15 protein-coding genes are annotated in these 16317 nt (G+C 59.5%); all 15 read right to left on the reverse strand.

Annotated features, from left to right (window positions below; translation table 11 throughout):
• Window positions 1-251: 251 nt before the first annotated feature.
• The gene (locus CVU60_03690; GenBank protein ID PKN42903.1) at window positions 252-1190 is read right to left on the reverse strand and encodes a hypothetical protein; all 939 of its coding nucleotides are present in this window, start codon (window positions 1188-1190) and stop codon (window positions 252-254) included.
• 51 nt (window positions 1191-1241) lie between these two features.
• Window positions 1242-3125, reverse strand: coding sequence for an asparagine synthase (glutamine-hydrolyzing) (gene asnB, locus CVU60_03695; GenBank protein PKN42904.1), 1884 nt, complete (start codon window positions 3123-3125; stop codon window positions 1242-1244).
• Window positions 3126-3210: 85 nt separating this feature from the next.
• A complete protein-coding gene (gene fliS / locus CVU60_03700; protein PKN42905.1) occupies window positions 3211-3621 on the reverse strand; it encodes a flagellar export chaperone FliS in 411 nt (136 codons plus the stop codon).
• 18 nt (window positions 3622-3639) lie between these two features.
• On the reverse strand, window positions 3640-5697 hold the full coding sequence (locus CVU60_03705; GenBank protein ID PKN42906.1) for a hypothetical protein: 2058 nt from the start codon (window positions 5695-5697) through the stop codon (window positions 3640-3642).
• A gap of 138 nt (window positions 5698-5835) precedes the next feature.
• Complete coding sequence (locus CVU60_03710; GenBank protein PKN42907.1) at window positions 5836-6783, reverse strand: flagellin; 948 nt, start codon at window positions 6781-6783, stop codon at window positions 5836-5838.
• Window positions 6784-6928: 145 nt separating this feature from the next.
• On the reverse strand, window positions 6929-7675 hold the full coding sequence (gene tsaB, locus CVU60_03715; protein PKN42908.1) for a tRNA (adenosine(37)-N6)-threonylcarbamoyltransferase complex dimerization subunit type 1 TsaB: 747 nt from the start codon (window positions 7673-7675) through the stop codon (window positions 6929-6931).
• Window positions 7650-8717 (reverse strand): RIP metalloprotease RseP, encoded by a 1068-nt coding sequence (rseP, locus tag CVU60_03720; GenBank protein PKN42909.1) that lies wholly within the window; start codon window positions 8715-8717, stop codon window positions 7650-7652. Before rseP ends, tsaB begins: the two co-directional genes overlap by 26 nt.
• Window positions 8711-9922, reverse strand: coding sequence for a 1-deoxy-D-xylulose-5-phosphate reductoisomerase (locus CVU60_03725; GenBank protein PKN42910.1), 1212 nt, complete (start codon window positions 9920-9922; stop codon window positions 8711-8713). Before CVU60_03725 ends, rseP begins: the two co-directional genes overlap by 7 nt.
• Window positions 9923-9931: 9 nt before the next feature.
• Window positions 9932-10726, reverse strand: a complete 795-nt coding sequence (locus tag CVU60_03730; protein ID PKN42911.1) for a phosphatidate cytidylyltransferase — start codon at window positions 10724-10726, stop codon at window positions 9932-9934.
• Window positions 10723-11424 (reverse strand): di-trans,poly-cis-decaprenylcistransferase, encoded by a 702-nt coding sequence (gene uppS / locus CVU60_03735; GenBank protein PKN42912.1) that lies wholly within the window; start codon window positions 11422-11424, stop codon window positions 10723-10725. Before uppS ends, CVU60_03730 begins: the two co-directional genes overlap by 4 nt.
• 9 nt (window positions 11425-11433) lie before the next feature.
• A complete protein-coding gene (locus tag CVU60_03740) occupies window positions 11434-11988 on the reverse strand; it encodes a ribosome recycling factor (GenBank protein PKN42913.1) in 555 nt (184 codons plus the stop codon).
• Between the two features lies 1 nt (window position 11989).
• Window positions 11990-12709, reverse strand: a complete 720-nt coding sequence (locus CVU60_03745) for a UMP kinase (GenBank protein PKN42914.1) — start codon at window positions 12707-12709, stop codon at window positions 11990-11992.
• 176 nt (window positions 12710-12885) lie between these two features.
• Complete coding sequence (locus CVU60_03750; GenBank protein PKN42915.1) at window positions 12886-13689, reverse strand: elongation factor Ts; 804 nt, start codon at window positions 13687-13689, stop codon at window positions 12886-12888.
• 4 nt (window positions 13690-13693) lie between these two features.
• Window positions 13694-14479 (reverse strand): 30S ribosomal protein S2, encoded by a 786-nt coding sequence (gene rpsB / locus CVU60_03755; protein PKN42916.1) that lies wholly within the window; start codon window positions 14477-14479, stop codon window positions 13694-13696.
• Between the two features lie 126 nt (window positions 14480-14605).
• The gene (locus tag CVU60_03760; protein PKN42917.1) at window positions 14606-16258 is read right to left on the reverse strand and encodes a ribonuclease J; all 1653 of its coding nucleotides are present in this window, start codon (window positions 16256-16258) and stop codon (window positions 14606-14608) included.
• Window positions 16259-16317 lie beyond the last annotated feature (59 nt).

Consider the following 16317-nt stretch of genomic DNA (forward strand, 5'->3'; position numbering starts at 1 on the left):
CTGCCGGGTCCGAAAAAACGGGAAAGCCGAAGGCTTGTCCTAATGGTTGCCATTGTCAAGTCAAGGGGTGAAAAACGCCTACTGCAGGGTGTTGGTAGGAGGTTCGGCGTTCAAAAGCGATGCCGTGCGGTCCTTGGAATCCACGGCGCGGTGCTCGGAACCTGCCTCCGTATTCTCCGCGCTGTTTCGGGGCCGACGGCGGTCTTTGGGACTGCTCAGGGCTGTGCGCCACCATGCTTTGAAGTTGCGCATCAGATCCCTCCGGTCAGCAATGTCAGGATGATGGCGATAGCCATGGCCAGAAGCATGGGCAGGATCAGAACGGCCAGGACCTGTTTGTTCGTGGCACCGTGCACGTGGCGCAGTCCCAGAAATTTGTACACGACCACGCCGATCATGGCCAGGGGCAGTCCGATGTACGGGACGATCATGAGCAGCATGGGCGCAGCGCTGTAGGTCCCGGCCCGGAAGGTACCCTCGAAGCCCTTGGTGTCAGCCTTGAAGAGCCGCAGAAAGAAGTGGTTCATGGCGGTGTCGAGAAACAGGAAGACACAGACCTCAAGTGGGTACAAAATGAGGGAAAGAGCCGCCTGCAGCGTGTTGTCCAGGTTTTCGGTCAGTACGCTCGGGGGAATGATGCCTAAGAGCTGCCAGATGGATTGAGACAGGGCTACGGCCTGAACGATGATCAGGAAGAAAAGCAGCGGCTTGAGCAACCCGTTGCCCACCGGCATGGCCGAGAAAAAGGCCTTGGGATTGGCCAGCACGTCAAGGAAAGTCTGGGCAAAGGCGCGCGGATAGCCGGATTCGACGCGCTCCCACAGCGGCAGGGATGGCTCCGGCCGTTGCTCGGCGTTAAAAGGGTCTTCTTCCCCGTCTTCATTGAGCGCGGCCAGTTCGTTCCACAGATCTTCGTCACGCGGCGGCGCAGGGGTCTCGACGGGTCCAGGAGCAGGCTGGTCGGTTTGAACGGGGGCCTGAGCCTCTTTCAGCATGTCCGGACGTTCAGGGATGACCGGCGGAACCGGGGGCTGCGACTGGGTTTCAGGTTCAATATGTTCGAGCGGGGTTATTTCACGGAATTTGAAGCGATGCCGGCATTTTGGACAGGTGGCCATGACCGCTTTTGGAGGCAGCTTCTCTTCGTTGATAGTGCGTCCGAACCCGCACTTGGGACAGGTGATGTTCATGGTAAATGCGTTCTCCTCTTGCGAGAAGGCTGATACCTGCTCTTGTCCCGATTAGCAACCGCGTGAGGTTTTGGCAGACACGAAGAGGTCGTCGAAGAGATGCACGAAGAGGGCGACAATGATTACCCCGCTGTAGTCCATGGGGCTGTCCGAATCGAACTCGCGCAGCATGTGATCCGTGAATTCGGGTCTGAAATAGCCCTTGTCGCGGACGGTGGCGGCGGAGAGGACATCGCCGATCATGCCTCTGAACATGCGCACGAACCATTTGCTCGGAGGGGCCAGGGGCTGCTTGCGGCGTTGGCTGATGGCGGGGGGCAGGAAGGTGCGAAAGCTCTTTTTGAGCAGGTACTTTTCATTGAGGCCGCGCATCTTGAGGTGGTTGGGCAGGGAAAATACGTACTCCACCAGCCGGTGATCCATGAATGGCGAGCGCAACTCGACGGAGTTGGCCATGCTCATGGTATCGGCCAAGGGCAGGGTCAGGTTCGGCAGGCGCATCTTGCTCTCCAGGTACAGGGCCTGGTCCATGAGGGGCCTGTTGCCCGGAACGGTGGGCAGTTCTTCATCCCGTTCCCCGATGATGGGCAGCAGCCGATTCACGAAGGCGTCGCTCATGAGCTGTCCCTTGAACTGGAAGGCCTGGAATCTGTAGGGCAGTGCCGGATGCGCAACAGGATAGCCTTTGAGGGCGACATACTGCATCCAGGCCTGCTGCGGCGAGGTGATGCCGGGAAAGACCCGGCGCAGAAGGTTCGCGCGGCCGACGCTCTCGTTTCTGCCAATGAAGTTCATGAGCTTTAAGAGTTTGAAATAATCGTATCCGCCCAGGATTTCGTCCGCCCCGTCTCCGGACAAGACGACTTTGAAGCCCATCTCTCTGATTTGTTTTGATAAAAGATAGAGAGGGAGGTTCAGGAGGGTGACCAGCGGGCTCTCCAGGTGCCAGACCAGTTTCTCGATTTCCTCTTCCGCGATGGAGCAGAGGAATTCGTGGTGGCTGGTTCCGAATGAACTTGAAACCATGCGCGCAAAATGGCGTTCGTCGTAGCCTGCGTCTTCGAAGGCGATGGAGAGGGTGTGCACCGGGGCGTTCGAGAGGTGCGCATAAAGACCGGTCACGCTGCTGGAGTCGATGCCTCCGCTCAAATACGAGGCTACGGGCACGTCGGCTACGAGCCGGTCGCGCACGGCTTCGACCAGGTGGTGGCGCAAGCCCTCGGCGGCCTCCTCTTCGGAGATGTTCGCCACGGGACGGTCCATGGGGATGTCCCAGTAAGGGGCGCTTCGCTGACCGTTGCCGTCTGCAATCAGTGTATGGGCGGGCGGAAGCTGGCTGATTCCTTGCAAAAACGTATCCGGGGCCAGGTTGAATCCGTAGTCCAGGAGCCGGTCCATGGCCAGGGGGTTCATGTCGCGGGGCACGCCGGGAAAGTGAAGGATGGCCTTGATCTCCGAGGCGAAGATGAGCGTTCCATCGGGCCTGCGCGTGTAGAAGAGGGGCTTCTTGCCCATGCGGTCTCGGGCCAGGAAGAGGGTTCGCGCCCGAGGGTTCCAGACCGCGAAGGCGAACATGCCGACCAGGCGGCGCAGGCATTTTTCGCCCCACTGCAGGTAGGCCGCAAGCAGAACTTCCGAGTCCGAATGTGTGCGGAAAACATGTCCAAGGCTGGCAAGTTCGGCCCGCAACGGTTGGTAATTGTAGATTTCGCCGTTGAAGACCAGGACCGCTCCGGACGGTTCGTGGACCACTGGCTGGTTGCCCCCCGCCAGATCTATGACGGAGAGCCGTCGGTAGGCCAGGGCGCAGCAGCCGTCCTGGAACAGGCCCTGGTGGTCCGGCCCGCGATGGGCCAAGGCCTGGGCCATGGACGCAAGAACGCCGCCCTGCAAAGATATCCCGTCCGGGTTGAAAAAACCGGCTATGCCGCACATGCGTGTTTTCCCTGTTGAGGTGTGGTCTGGGAAAACGTTTGCAGAATGCGTGCCTTACATGTCGGCCAGGATAGGATTTCTCTGCCTATCTGGCGTAATATGCGGCCGCTTTGGGAGGAGCCTGATACGCCGGGTTCTTGGAAATTTCCGAAAAGGCGGACCTGAAAGAGGACAGGATTCCGATCACCTCGTCCACGAGCACGGTATCCATCTTGAGGTTGGCCTGCAAAAGGCGCGTGTTGCAGTACATGTAGAGCTTGTGCAGGTTCTTGGCGATTTCCCCGCCTTTGTCCGTATTCAGGGAACCGTCGAGTTCCGCGATTATGTCGAGAGCCTGGGAGATGAGGATGCCTTTCTTGGCGAAGTTTTTCGCCTGAATTTCCCCCTTGGCCTGCTCCAGGAAGGTGATGGCCCCGTCGTAAAGCATGACCACGAGGTGACCAGGGGTTGTGGTGGTGACCTGTGTCTGCATGTAGGCGTTGGCGGCTTTGTGCACGATGCGAACTCCTTTCAATCAAGTGCTGGACAAGCTGTCGATTTGTGACTTCAGCTGTGTGGATATGTTGTCGTAATTGCCGAGAAGGGCTTCCAAATTGGCAAAGCGCAGGCGCAGGTTCTTTTCCAGGAGAGCCAGGCGGCGCTCTTCATAGGCGATCTTGTCGTCGATGGAATCCATGATGTCCTGATAGTTGTCTTTGAGGACTTCAAGAGTTCCGGTAGTTGCGTCTGTCAACCTTTTGAGTTCGTCAATCAACTCCTGGGTCTTGCCGGATTTGATCTGGGCTGAACCGGAATACGAACCGGCCGTCAGATTGATGACCTCAAGGGAGAGGCCCCTGGCCCCGTTTTCGTCCCCTTGGCCCACAATCTTCGTGCCGTCGATGCTGGCCGGGTATCCGTTGATGCTGGCGGACGTGATGTTGCCGCCAGCGTCTACGGTGTAGTTCACTGCGTATTCCCCGGCTTTCGTGATGCCTTTGATGGCCGAATCGAAATTGAAATTCGAAGATTCCACAGCAACGCCGTTCACTATTTCCTTGGTCGAAGGGTAATAGTCTGCGCTGAAGAGGCGGGCCACGGCGTCGGGGTCGGTGTTCAGCGCTGCTGAAAAGGCGCTGGAGTCGAAGACCAGCAGGCCAAAGGTCGGGGAGCCCTGGCTGGTGTCCGTGGTGATGCCTACGCTGCCCAGGGAGACGATGGGGTCCATGTCGTAGTCAAACCCGACCCCTTTTTCCGCGAGGATGTTTTTGAGCTTCTGCTGGATCATCTGCATGCCGTAGTTGCCGGTCAGCAGGGATCCGGAAACGTTTTCGCCGACAGTCGTGACCTGGGTCTGGTCCTTGATTTCCTGCAGTACCGAATTCACTGCATCGACAAATGTCTGCACTTTCTCGGCGACAGCTTCCGAGTCAAGGCTTGTGGTGATGGTCGCGCTGCCGATGCTGGCCAGGTTCATGGTCACGCCGGAGATGATGTCCGAAATGGAGTTTGTTTTGCGTTCGAAATAGCCGTCTGTGGCGCCTTGAAGCTGCTCGAAGGCGCCCGGCTGCAGTGCGCCGATCGTGGTCCCGGGAGAATTAATGATGGAAATCTGTTTGTCCGAGCCAGCCGCGCCCGTCAGGGTCAGTTCGACATTGCCGGACACGTCTGCGGCCGTGGCCATGGAAAATCCCACCTCAGCGTTGATCTTTCCGGCCAGCGCTGCGTAGGTATCCGCGGCCTCGACAGCGACGGAATACAGCGTGCCTCCATAGGCGAACCTGAAGGTACCGTCGGCGGTGGTGACCGTGTCGGCGGTCGTCTTGCCGGTGAAGGTGGCTTTGAGCACATCCTCGGTGGCGGTGGGAGGATCAAGAGGAAAGCCATCGACCCGAAGCTTGGCGTTGGCTGCGTTCTGGGTTTCAATGAACTGCGCCTGGCTGAAATTGGGGAGCAGATTGGCCGAGGTCGACGCGTCATCGACAAGGAAGTCATTGCCCGCCCCCAGGTTCATGCCCCGGATCTGCAGCCGGTAACCGCTGCCGTCGTTGACCACACTGGCGCGGACGTAGTTGCGATTGTCCGCATCGGAGTTGATGAGACTGGCAAACTGGGTCAGGGTCGTGGTGCTCGATACATTCACGGTCACCTGCCGGGACCCGGCCGCAAAGACAAAACTTCCTGCCGAGCCGCCGCTTATGACATCGTCCGGGGAGGAAAAAATTACCGCCCCCATGTGCATGTCGTTGGTCGCCAGGGACAGCACATCCACCTGATGGGTACTTTCTTCCGCGCTGCTGCCTGCCGTGGCGGTCAATGCTGTGGTGTTGGAGGAGAGTGCGTTCTTGGTCAGGAACTCGTCCGTGGTGTTCATGGAATTCAGGGACGTTTTGAGGGAGAGCATGTTCATTGAGAGCGAATCAAAGGCGTCGCTCTTGGCTTCCCAGTCTGACCGCCAACTCTCGAGCCGTTTGGTTCTGACTTGTTCGATCTCGATGAGCTTGGTCACCATGGAGTCGAAATCCGTCCCGGAGCCTAGGCCCGTGAAACGGATGGATCCGGAAACAAGCGAACTGGTCAGGTCATCAGCCATGTCATTCCTCTGGTGCGTTGGGTTGGACGAATCTACTCACGCTTCGAGCAAACCTGGTGCCAGAATCAACGTTGCCGAGTTAAAAAGGCCGGGCCGCTTCCGCGACCCGGCCGGGAATGAGGTTTTACGAAGTTGTCATTATCCCTGCATGAGCTGCAAAGCCATCTGCGGCAGGGTGTTGGCCTGGGAGAGCATGGCCACGGCGGACTGGGTCAGGATCTGGTTACGCACGAAGTTGGTCATTTCCGTGGCGATGTCGGCATCGGAGATCCGGGACTCGGCAGCCTGCAGGTTTTCTGCCTGGATCTGCAGGTTGGTGATGGTGTTCTCAAGACGGTTCTGCAAGGAGCCGAGATTGGCTCGGATGTTATCCTTGGAGGTGATGGCCGCGTTGAGAGCTGCCAAGGCTTCCTGCGCACCCTGCTGGGTGGAGATGCTGGCACCGGCGGAGGCCACGCCGTGCGAGCCGTTCGCCTTGCTCGTGTCGGAAGAAAGGCCCACGCCAAGAGCGGAGGCGGTCGCGTTGCCGATGGCGATGTAGTAGTAGTCTTCCGCGGAATCGTTGCCCGTGCCGAAGTGGATCTTGAGCGGGCCCGTCGAGGCCAGGCCGCTGCCACTGTGGCTGCTCGCCCAGCTGGAGACAGCGGTGGAGGTGGCGGAAAGATTGCCGTTCAGCAGGTAAATGCCGTTGAAGTCCGTGGCGTTGGCGATTCGGGTGATTTCCGAGGCCATCTGCTGGTACTCCGAGTCGATGATCAGGCGCTGGTCCGAGCTGTAGGTGCCGGTGGCCGCCTGGGTGGCCAGTTCCTTCATGCGGATCAGCTTTTCGTCGATGACGCCAAGGGCGCCGTCGGCGGTCTGGATCATGGAGATGGCGTCGTTGGCGTTTCTGACACCCTGGTTCAGGGACGCGATATCGGCACGCATGAGCTCGCGAATGGCGAGGCCCGCCGCGTCGTCGGCGGCGGTGGTGATGCGCAGGCCCGAAGACAGGCGGCTGACGGATGTTGACAGGTTGCCGTACGCGGCCGACAGGTTGCGGTTCGCGTTCATGGCCATCAGGTTGTGGTTGATAATGAGTGACATAAAAAATTCCTCCTTGAAAGATTAGCGGCTTCCTTGCCTTTGAATCGAGCAGTTGCGGGCCTTGCTCTTTGGTCTTGATGAGTGAATCGGCAGGAAGCGGAATTTCTTTAGAGGAATTTTGTCTGACAGCTCATGTCGGACGAAATTATTCGAAATCGGGGATGTGCCTGCGGGCGTCGGTAGCCGGAATGCCGCGCGAACTTGCGATGGATTCCAGATTGTCCTCGGCGTCGGACTTGCGCAGATAAAGCGGCTGGGGCGTTTGGTTTGAGTATTCGGCCTTGCATGCTGCTGCCAGCAGAGAGGCTGGCAAGGGTGTGTCGAGAGGCTGCGGCAGGGCCGTGGCTTTTGGCAAGGCCTGCAATTCAGGATTTTTGCGCAGGCCGCTGCCAAGCAGAAAGATGTCCGCCGGGCGTGACTGAAGCAGCTCGTACGCGTTGAGAACCGGCAGTGGGCAGACATGAGCCAGAGGCGTGCCCGCGACAAATCCCTGGATGTAGACCTGGCCCTTGCGGGCGTAGGTCAGAACCCAGAGTTCGCAGCCATGCACGAACGGTTCGGCCTGGGTGGCCAGGATCTGCGGATATTGCAGGCCGGCCATGGGGATGGCGTGCGGACGGGACAGCCCGTGCATGGCAGCGTGGGCGATGCGCAGGCCTGTGAACGATCCCGGTCCGCGCACACAGGCGATGCCCGAAAGTTCGCCAGTGTTCATGGCTTGCACCCGCAGGGCGCGCTCGATGGCCGTGGCCAAGTGGCGGATGGATTGGCCGGGGCAGAGAATCTCTTCGCTGAACATGACCTCCCGCGCGCTGCCAAGGACAACCTGAATGCGCTCCTCGGCGCAGTTGAGCGCGAGATAGCGGCTATCTGAAGTGTCGGACGATATCATTGAAAGTGGCCAGAATCATGAGCATGAGCAGCAGCATCATGCCGATTTTCAGGGCAAATTGCTGCACGCGCGGGCTCAGGGGTTTGCCGGTGATGGTTTCCAGGAAGAAAAAGAGGATGTGCCCGCCGTCCAGCACCGGGATGGGCAGCAGGTTCAGGATCCCGAGATTGATGCTGATCAGCGCGGTCAGGGCCAGCAGGTTGACCAGGCCGTTTTGCGCTTCCTTGTGGATCATCTCGGTGATGAGGATGACCCCGCCCATGTCCGACATGGGGATGACCCGCTCGATGAGCTTGACGATGCCCATGACCATCAGCCCGCTGACTTCCCAGATTTGACGTGCACCCTGGACCGCCGATTCAAAAAAGCCGAGCTCGCGGCTCAGGATCTCGCCTTTTGGTGCGATGCCGAGCATGGGCATGGTCTTGATCTCGCCGAACAGATTGCGCTTTTCCTGCAGCCGTGGGGTAACGTGCACGGAAAAGAGCTCGCTGCCCCGCTGCACGGTCAGGAACATCGAATCGCCCTCATTGGTCTCGATGCGATCGACCAGATCTTCCCAGACCGCGATCTGTACGCCATCGATCTCGATAATCTGGTCCCCGGGCATGATGCCGGCTTCTTCGGCAGCGCTCGAGTTGGTCACCTGGCCGATGACGGGCAGAAGTTCCTGCACTCCCTGGCTGTAGGCCAGTCCCCAGAAAATGAACCAGGCCAGGATGAAGTTGAAAACGGGCCCGGCCAGTACGACCAGCATGCGCTGCCAGGGAGGTCTGCGCGAAAAGGATTCCTCCGGTCCAAATCCTTCGGGAAGTTCGGCGTCCACGGATTCGCCGACGAGCTGAACATATCCTCCCAGGGGAAAGGCGCAGACACGGTAGTCTGTCTTGCCCCGGGTGAAGCCGAAGAGGCGCGTCCCGAATCCCAGGGAAAAGACGCTCACACCCATGCCGAGGCCGCGCGCGACAACGAAGTGTCCCAGCTCATGAAAAAAGATCAGTCCGCCCAGGACTACAACCACAGCCAGAATACTGGTTACCATTCGCCTTTTCCTATGGCCTCTTCGGACCGAGTTCGTGTTTGCGCATCGAGGTCCAAAATGTCCTCCAGATCATGCACGCAGGTCAAGGAATGATTGGCCAGCATCAGTTCGATGAGCCGTGCAATTCCCGGGAAAGAGATGCGCCCGTCCAGAAAAGCCTGAACCGCGATTTCGTTGGCGGCATTGAGCACCACGGGGTGGCTTGAACTGGCGGACAGCGCCTCGCGTGCCAGATTCAGGCAGGGAAAGCGCAGCGGGTCGGGGGACTCGAAAGTCAGAGTGCCGATCCGTGCCAGATCGAGGCGCTCAAGGCCGATCTGCAGCCGCCGCGGATAGCCGAGGCAGTAGCCGATGGGGATCTCCATGTCCGGCATGCCCAGGTGGGCCAGCTGCGAGCCGTCTTCGTATTCGACCAGGGAGTGAACGATGGATTGGGGATGGACCACCACATCCACCTCGTCCAGAGACGCGCCGTACAGATGCACGGCCTCGATGATCTCAAGACCTTTGTTCATCATGGTCGCGGAGTCGATGGAAATTTTTGCGCCCATTGACCAGTTAGGATGCTTCAGGGCCTGGGCCGGGGTCACCGCCTGGATTTCCTGCAGGCTTTTCGTGCGAAACGGTCCGCCCGACGCGGTCAGGATCAGGCGGCAGGCCTGCCTGCCTTCGTGGCCTGCGAAGGCTTGGAAAAGGGCGTTGTGTTCGGAATCCACCGGAAGAATGACGGCCCCGCTGGCCTGGCAGACACGGCGAAAAAGGTCCCCGGCCAGGACGAGAGCCTCCTTGTTGGCCAGACAGAGCACCTTTCCGGCCTCGGCCGCGGCCAGGGCCGGTACCAGCCCGGCCGCGCCGACCTGGGCGGCCAGGATGAGGTCGGCCTCGGGGAGGGTGGCCATGGCGGTGTACCCTTCCTGTCCTACAAGGATGCGTGGGGAATAACCGCCGGGAAGCAGCGCGCGCAGCTCTTTGGCCTTGTCTTCGCTGAGGACGCCCAGATAAGCAGGGCGGAACGTTTCGGCCTGTCTGGCCAGCAGCTCCATGTTTCTGGCTCCGGCCAGAGCCACGACGTTAAGATCGTCCCTGTTCTTGGCCACGACCTTGAGCGCGCTCGTGCCGATGGACCCGGTGCTGCCCAGAATGGCGAGGTTGCGCTGGTCGGGGCGTTCGAAAACCGGGGATGAGAGGCCTGAGATGTATTTCATGGTTTTGTCTCAGGCGAAAAAGGAAAACAGGGCGGTCAGCCCGCAGTACAGTGGGAGGGTGAAAAGCAGGCTGTCGATGCGATCCAGAATGCCGCCGTGACCGGGCAAGATTTTGCCGGAGTCTTTTATCCCGCGCCAGCGTTTCAGGGCGGACTCGAAAAAGTCGCCAATCTGCGCGGCAATGTTCAGAGCCGCACCGAGCAGGGCGAAACTCGTCCAGTGCGCGTTGCCGAAAGAGAAACCCATGGCGGTGCAGACCAGGACGCTCGCACAGAGTCCGCCAAGGCTGCCTGCCCAGGTCTTTTTCGGACTGACCGACGGCCAGATCTTGGGTCCGCCGATAAAGCTTCCCGCATAGTAGGCTCCGGTGTCGGCGGCGAAAGTGGTCAGCAGCACGAGCCCGATCTCGGGCGCCGAGATGGTCCTGAACAGACGCAGGATAAAGGGCAGGTACAGAAGTCCGAAGAGCAGCGTCTGGCTGTCCTGAAAGGCGTCGGGGGATTTGCCCCTGTCATGGGCGATCAGAAATGAGACGGCCACGCCCAGCATGGCCGAGCAGACCAGGGCACCGCCGCTCCAGGCCAGAGGAGCCCAGACCATGCCCAGAGCGAAGAGCACTCCGATGGTCTTCCAGACAGGCTTCTCCCGTCCCGGCCAGAACATGGCGTAGAACTCCAGGAGGCCAAGACCGGCCACGGCGGAGATGCCGATGCTCAGAATTGGGTCGCCGCTGTAGATGGCCCATCCCAGCAAGGGCAGAAGCAGCAGGGAGGTCAGGACGCGCTTGAAATGCGGACTTTTCATGCGGACTCCTCCCCAGTGGTCCCGAAACGCCGCTGGCGGGACGCGTAGTCATCCAGTGCGGCATGCAGTTCGGGCACATGAAAGTCCGGCCAGGGCACGGCGGAGAAATAGAGCTCGCTGTAGGCGCTCTGGAAGAGCAGGTAATTGCTCAGCCGCAGTTCGCCGCTGGTGCGCAGAATCAGGTCCGGATCGGGCATGCCCGAGGTGTAGAGTTCGCTTGCGAACATTTCTTCTGTCAGCTCCTCGGGCTTGACCTGATTTTCAAGCAAGGCCTTGCAAGCCCGCAGGATTTCAAGCCGTCCCGAGTAGTTGAGGGCCAGATTCAGGTTCATGGCCGAGCAGGCGGCGGTTTTTTCCATGGCGTGGCGCAGCACCTGCCGGGTTGCCAGGGGCAGTTCATCCAGATCCCCGAGTACGTTCAGGCGGATGGACTGCTCCAGCAGAGACGGCAGTTCCTCGGTCAAAAAGTCCTTGAGCAGGCCAAAAAGGAAGCCGACTTCCTGCTTGGGCCTGGACCAGTTTTCCTTGGAGAAGGTGTAGAGCGTCAGGTAGGGAATGCCGAGTTTTCGGCATTCCTTGACGATTTCGCGGGCGGTTTCGGTGCCGGCTTTGTGGCCGGCACTGCGGTCAAGCCCCTTGGCGCGGGCCCAGCGGCCGTTGCCGTCCATGATAATGGCGAGATGATTGAGCGGTGGCATGGACTGGATCTAGATCTCCATGATTTCCTTTTCTTTCTCGGTAAAGGCCGCATCAGCCTTTTTCACGAAGTTGTCCGTGGTCTTCTGGACCTCATCCTGGGCCTTGTGCAGATCGTCTTCGCTGATTTCCTTGGCGGTGTGCATCTTTTTGAGAGCGTCGTTGACGTCCCGGCGCACGTTGCGGATGGCGACCTTGGCATCTTCGGTGTATTTTTTGGCCATCTTGACCAGGTCCTTGCGGCGTTCTTCGGTCAGGACCGGGATGTTGATGCGAATGGCCCGACCGTCGTTGATGGGAGTGAGTCCCAAGTCCGACTTCATGATGGCCTTCTCGATGCTGTTGAAGGCGCTACGATCCCAGGGAGAGATGGAGATGGTGCGGCTGTCCGGGATGGATACGGAGGCGACCTGATTGAGCGGGGTCGGGGTGCCGTAGTAATCGACCCGGATGCTGTCCACCAGGGCTGTGGAAGCCCGCCCGGTGCGCAGCTTGGAGAAATCCTTTTCCAGACTGTCGATGCTTTTCTGCATCCTGTTTGTGCAATCCTGTGTGTGCTTTTCCATGTCATTCTCCTTGAACAATTGTTCCGACTTCTTCGCCCCTGACTACCCGCTGGATATTGCCGGGCACAAAGAGGTTGAAGACCCCGATGGGGAGTTTGTTGTCCATGCAAAGGGATATGGCTGCGGAATCCATGACCTTGAGACGGCGCTGCAGCACGTCGAGATAGGTCAGCTTGTTGAACATGACCGCGTCGGGGTGCTTTTCAGGGTCCTTGTCGTAGACCCCGTTGACCCTGGTGGCCTTCAAGATGGCCTCACATTTGAGTTCCATGGCCCTGAGCGCTGCCGCAGTGTCCGTGGTGAAATAGGGGATGCCCGTTCCGGCGGCGCATATGACCACGCGGCCTTTCTCGAGATGACGGATGGCGCGGCGCCGGATGTAGGGTTCGGCCACTTCCTTCATGTCGATGGCGGTCATGACGCGGGTCGTGATGCCGAGTTTCTCGAGGGCGTCCTGAACGGCCAGGGCATTCATGACCGTGGCCAGCATGCCCATATAGTCGGCCGAAGCACGGTCCATGCCCTTGGATGAGACGGAAATCCCACGAAAAATGTTGCCACCACCGATGACCATGCTGAGCTGCACTCCCATGGAAGCCGCCTCGGCAAGTTCACGGCAGATGGACTGGATGGTCTGAGGTTCGATGCCGAAGCCCTGCTCTCCGGCCAGGGCCTCTCCGCTCAGCTTGAGCATTACTCTGCCGTATCGGAGTTTCTCCATTGTGTAGGTACCTCTTGGGTAAGCGGTGAACGAAAAGGAGGCCGGGATGCCCTGGCCTCCTTCTCGGATGATCGTATATCCATTTCGCGCACTCGCTGCAACAGGAGGCGTGAAGCGGGACAGATGCGGGGTTTGATGATCTGAGGGCCAAAAAAAAGGGCCTTGCGGCCCTTTGCTTATGCGCCGATGGCGAACCGGAAGAACCGGACGATGTCGGCGTTTTTCCCGAGAAGATCCTTGATGGTCTTCTTGTCGTCTTTAATGAAGAGCTGTTCGCGCAGACAGACTTCCTGATAGAACTTGCGGATGCGTCCCTCGACGATCTTTTCGGCGATCTGGGCCGGCTTGCCTTCTTCCTTGGCCTGGTTCAGGTAGATTTCCTTCTCCTGGGCCAGCGTCTCGGCCGGGATCTGATCCGGGCCTACGCAAAGGGGATTGGTGGCTGCGATCTGCATGGCTACGTCCTTGGCCAGCTCGGGAGTGACCTGGCCGGAAAGCTCGACCAGGACGCCAAGCTTCTTGGTGGAGTGGACATAGGTGCCGATGGCTCCGTCACCGGAGAAGGACACGTAAGCCAGGCGGCCGACCTGCATGTTCTCGCCGATCTTTCCGATCAGGCCGGTCAGGTCGGTGGCTTCGGCAGGCAGGGCTGCCACGTCGTCAGTCTTCTTTTCCAGGGCGAGGTTGGCCAGGCCTTCGGCCAGGGCAATGAATTCCTCGTTCTTGGACACGAAGTCGGTCTCGCACTTGAGTTCGCTCATGGCCGCGGATTTGCCGTCAGCGGACAGGACTACGGTCACCAGACCTTCGGAGGTTGCACGTCCGGCTTTCTTGGCGGCCTTGGACAGCCCCTTTTCGCGCAGCCAGGCAATGGCTTTTTCTTCATCGCCATCGCATTCGGCCAGTGCCTTTTTGCAATCCATCATGCCTACGCCGGTGCGTTCGCGCAGGTCCTTAACCATCGCTGCAGTGATACTCATCGTATTATACCTCTTCGTCTGTATCTACGGATTCCGGCTCTGCGGAACCGGCCGGGAGTTCAACTTCGGGAACCTTGGTGGTCTTGGGCTCTTCCACGGTGTCCTTGGTGCTGGCGGCGCCTTCCATGCAGGCGTCGGCCATGGCGCCGGCAAAAAGCTTGATGGCGCGGATGGCGTCGTCGTTGCCGGGGATGATATAGTCAATCAGGTCGGGATCGCAGTTGGTGTCGACCACGGCCACGATCGGGATGCCGAGCTTGCGGCATTCCTTGACGGCGATCTCTTCGCGATGCGGATCGATGATGAATGCGGCCGCAGGCGGTTCTTCCATGTCCTTGATGCCGCCCAGGGTCAGGTTCAGCTTGGTGACTTCGCGTTCCATGCGCACGACTTCCTTCTTCAGGAAGCGGCTCACGGAGCCGTCCTCGAACATGGTCTCGAGCTTCTTGAGGCGAGTGATGCTGGTGCGGATGGTCTGGTAGTTGGTCAGGGTGCCGCCCAGCCAGCGGTTGGTGACGTGGTACATGCCGCAGCGCTCTGCTTCGGTCTTGATCACGTCCTGCGCCTGGCGCTTGGTGCCGACAAAAATGATCTTTCCGCCGCGGGCTACGGTATCGGCGATGAAATCGTGGGCCTTGCGGTACAGCTTCACGGTCTGCTGCAGGTCGATGATGTGAATTCCCTTGCGCGCGCCGAAAATGAAGGGGCGCATCTTGGGGTTCCAGCGGCGGGTCTGGTGGCCGAAGTGAACTCCGGTCTCCAGCATCTGTTTCATACTTACATAAGCCATGGTAATCTCCTTGGTTTTATTCCTCCGCCCACAGGAGCCCGAATGGGCCAAACCAAAAATGCGGACGTGTGGAGTGTTTGGGAACTGAAGTCGGTACGCGAGTGCTTTGTGCTTGGCAAGAAAAAATTATACCCGGGCGATGAGGGGAATGACGATGGGGTCGCGTTCCAGGACCTTGCGAAAAAAGCGGCGCAGGGAAGACCTGATTTTCTCTTCCAGCTTGTAGGCTTCGCTACCGGGGTTGCCTTCCATGACATCTAATATGATGCACTTGGCGTCTTCGAGAATGTGGGAGAAATGCTGCTCGAATATGAAGCCCTTGGACTGGATGCTGGGGCCGAAAACGATGGTCCCGAATTCGTCCTGCACCAGAAGCACGATGACAAGCCCTTCGCCGCCCAGGATCTGGCGTTCCTTGAGCACGCTCTGGCCCACGTCGCCCACGCCCTTGCCGTCGACGAGGATGGACTCGGCGAAGACCGCTTCCTCCAGGCGGATGCCCGAGGACGAAAGGGTCACGGGATGGCCGTTCTCGAGGATCAGCGCCCGTTCGGGCGCGATGCCCCGCGAAACGGCCAGTTCGGCGTGCTTGAAGAGGTGGCGGTATTCGCCGTGCACCGGAACGAAGAATTTGGGTCGGACCGTGTCGAGCATGATCTTGAGCTCTTCCTGGTGGGCGTGGCCGGAGGCGTGGATGGCCTGCACCTTTTCGTAGAGGACGCTCGCTCCGTGCCGGTAGAGGTCGTTGATGACCCGGGTGATGGCCCTGGTGTTGCCCGGGATGAAGCGCGAGGACATGACTACGGTGTCGCCCTTGTGGATGTTGATCTGCCGGTGTTCGCTCCGGGCCACACGGCTCAGGGCCGAAAGGGGTTCGCCCTGGGAGCCGGTCAGCAGGATGACGATCCGGCTGTCGTCGAGATATGCCAGCTCTTCCATGTCGCAGGAGTTTTCGCGGTTGAAGCGCAGGTGTCCGAGGTCCTTGGCGACCTCGATGTTGGTGACCAGACTGCGCCCCGTGAAGGCCACCTTGCGGCCGTGTTTGGCGGCGAGATCGAAAATTTCCTGCATGCGTTGGATGTGCGTGGCGAACAGGGTCACCAGGATGCGGCCCTTGGCCTCGGCAAAGACCTCGTCAAGGGAGTCCTGGATTTCCTGTTCGGTGAGTGAAAAACCTTCCCTTTCCACATTGGTCGAGTCGGAAAGCAGGAGCAGTACGCCGTCGTGCGAGAATTTTTGGAAGGCTTCGAGGTCCGTGGCGTGCGCACCCTGGGGATTGCGGTCGATCTTGAAATCCCCGGTGTGCACAATGCGCCCGGCCGGAGTCTCGATGCCAAGGCCGAAGCCCTCGATGATGCTGTGGCAGACCGGCATGAAGGTCACGGCGAATTCGCCCAGGTCGACCCGTTCCCGCGCGTGCACCGGGTGCAGCTTTACATGGGATTCGAGATTGCGCTCCTGCAGGCGTTTCATGGCCAGACGCAGGGTGAACTCCGAGCCGTAGAGGGGAACATCCTGCAGGTAGGGGACAAGCCAGGCCAGCGCACCGATGTGGTCTTCGTGTCCATGGGTCAGAATGATGCCCTTCAACTTGTGCTTGCGGCTGACGATGAAGTCCATGCGGGGGATGACCACATCGACCCCATAGAGAATGACATCCGGAAACATGAGCCCGCAGTCCACGAGGATCATGCTCTGCTCGGTCTCCAGGGCCATGCAGTTCATGCCTATTTCTCCCAGCCCGCCAAGCGGGGTCAGGGTAACGTGCGATTCGGGCATTAAGGGGCTCCGGTTTGTTGAGGTGTGATTTGATGCTTGCGCATCCTTACGGAAACTAA

It is taken from the genome of Deltaproteobacteria bacterium HGW-Deltaproteobacteria-18 (genome assembly GCA_002841885.1).
In the GTDB taxonomy this organism is placed as follows: domain Bacteria; phylum Desulfobacterota; class Desulfovibrionia; order Desulfovibrionales; family Desulfomicrobiaceae; genus Desulfomicrobium.

Excerpts from the sequence above, each read along its gene's own strand:
- CVU60_03705 (PKN42906.1), bottom strand. The coding sequence starts at position 5,697 with ATGGCTGATGACCTGACCAGTTCGCTTGTTTCCGGATCCATCCGTTTC.
- CVU60_03725 (PKN42910.1), bottom strand. The coding sequence starts at position 9,922 with ATGAAATACATCTCAGGCCTCTCATCCCCGGTTTTCGAACGCCCCGAC.
- CVU60_03760 (PKN42917.1), bottom strand. The coding sequence starts at position 16,258 with ATGCCCGAATCGCACGTTACCCTGACCCCGCTTGGCGGGCTGGGAGAA.
- rpsB (PKN42916.1), bottom strand. The coding sequence starts at position 14,479 with ATGGCTTATGTAAGTATGAAACAGATGCTGGAGACCGGAGTTCACTTC.
- CVU60_03750 (PKN42915.1), bottom strand. The coding sequence starts at position 13,689 with ATGAGTATCACTGCAGCGATGGTTAAGGACCTGCGCGAACGCACCGGC.
- uppS (PKN42912.1), bottom strand. The coding sequence starts at position 11,424 with ATGCCACCGCTCAATCATCTCGCCATTATCATGGACGGCAACGGCCGC.
- CVU60_03745 (PKN42914.1), bottom strand. The coding sequence starts at position 12,709 with ATGGAGAAACTCCGATACGGCAGAGTAATGCTCAAGCTGAGCGGAGAG.
- CVU60_03710 (PKN42907.1), bottom strand. The coding sequence starts at position 6,783 with ATGTCACTCATTATCAACCACAACCTGATGGCCATGAACGCGAACCGC.
- asnB (PKN42904.1), bottom strand. The coding sequence starts at position 3,125 with ATGTGCGGCATAGCCGGTTTTTTCAACCCGGACGGGATATCTTTGCAG.
- CVU60_03690 (PKN42903.1), bottom strand. The coding sequence starts at position 1,190 with ATGAACATCACCTGTCCCAAGTGCGGGTTCGGACGCACTATCAACGAA.
- CVU60_03730 (PKN42911.1), bottom strand. The coding sequence starts at position 10,726 with ATGAAAAGTCCGCATTTCAAGCGCGTCCTGACCTCCCTGCTGCTTCTG.
- tsaB (PKN42908.1), bottom strand. The coding sequence starts at position 7,675 with ATGATATCGTCCGACACTTCAGATAGCCGCTATCTCGCGCTCAACTGC.
- rseP (PKN42909.1), bottom strand. The coding sequence starts at position 8,717 with ATGGTAACCAGTATTCTGGCTGTGGTTGTAGTCCTGGGCGGACTGATC.
- CVU60_03740 (PKN42913.1), bottom strand. The coding sequence starts at position 11,988 with ATGGAAAAGCACACACAGGATTGCACAAACAGGATGCAGAAAAGCATC.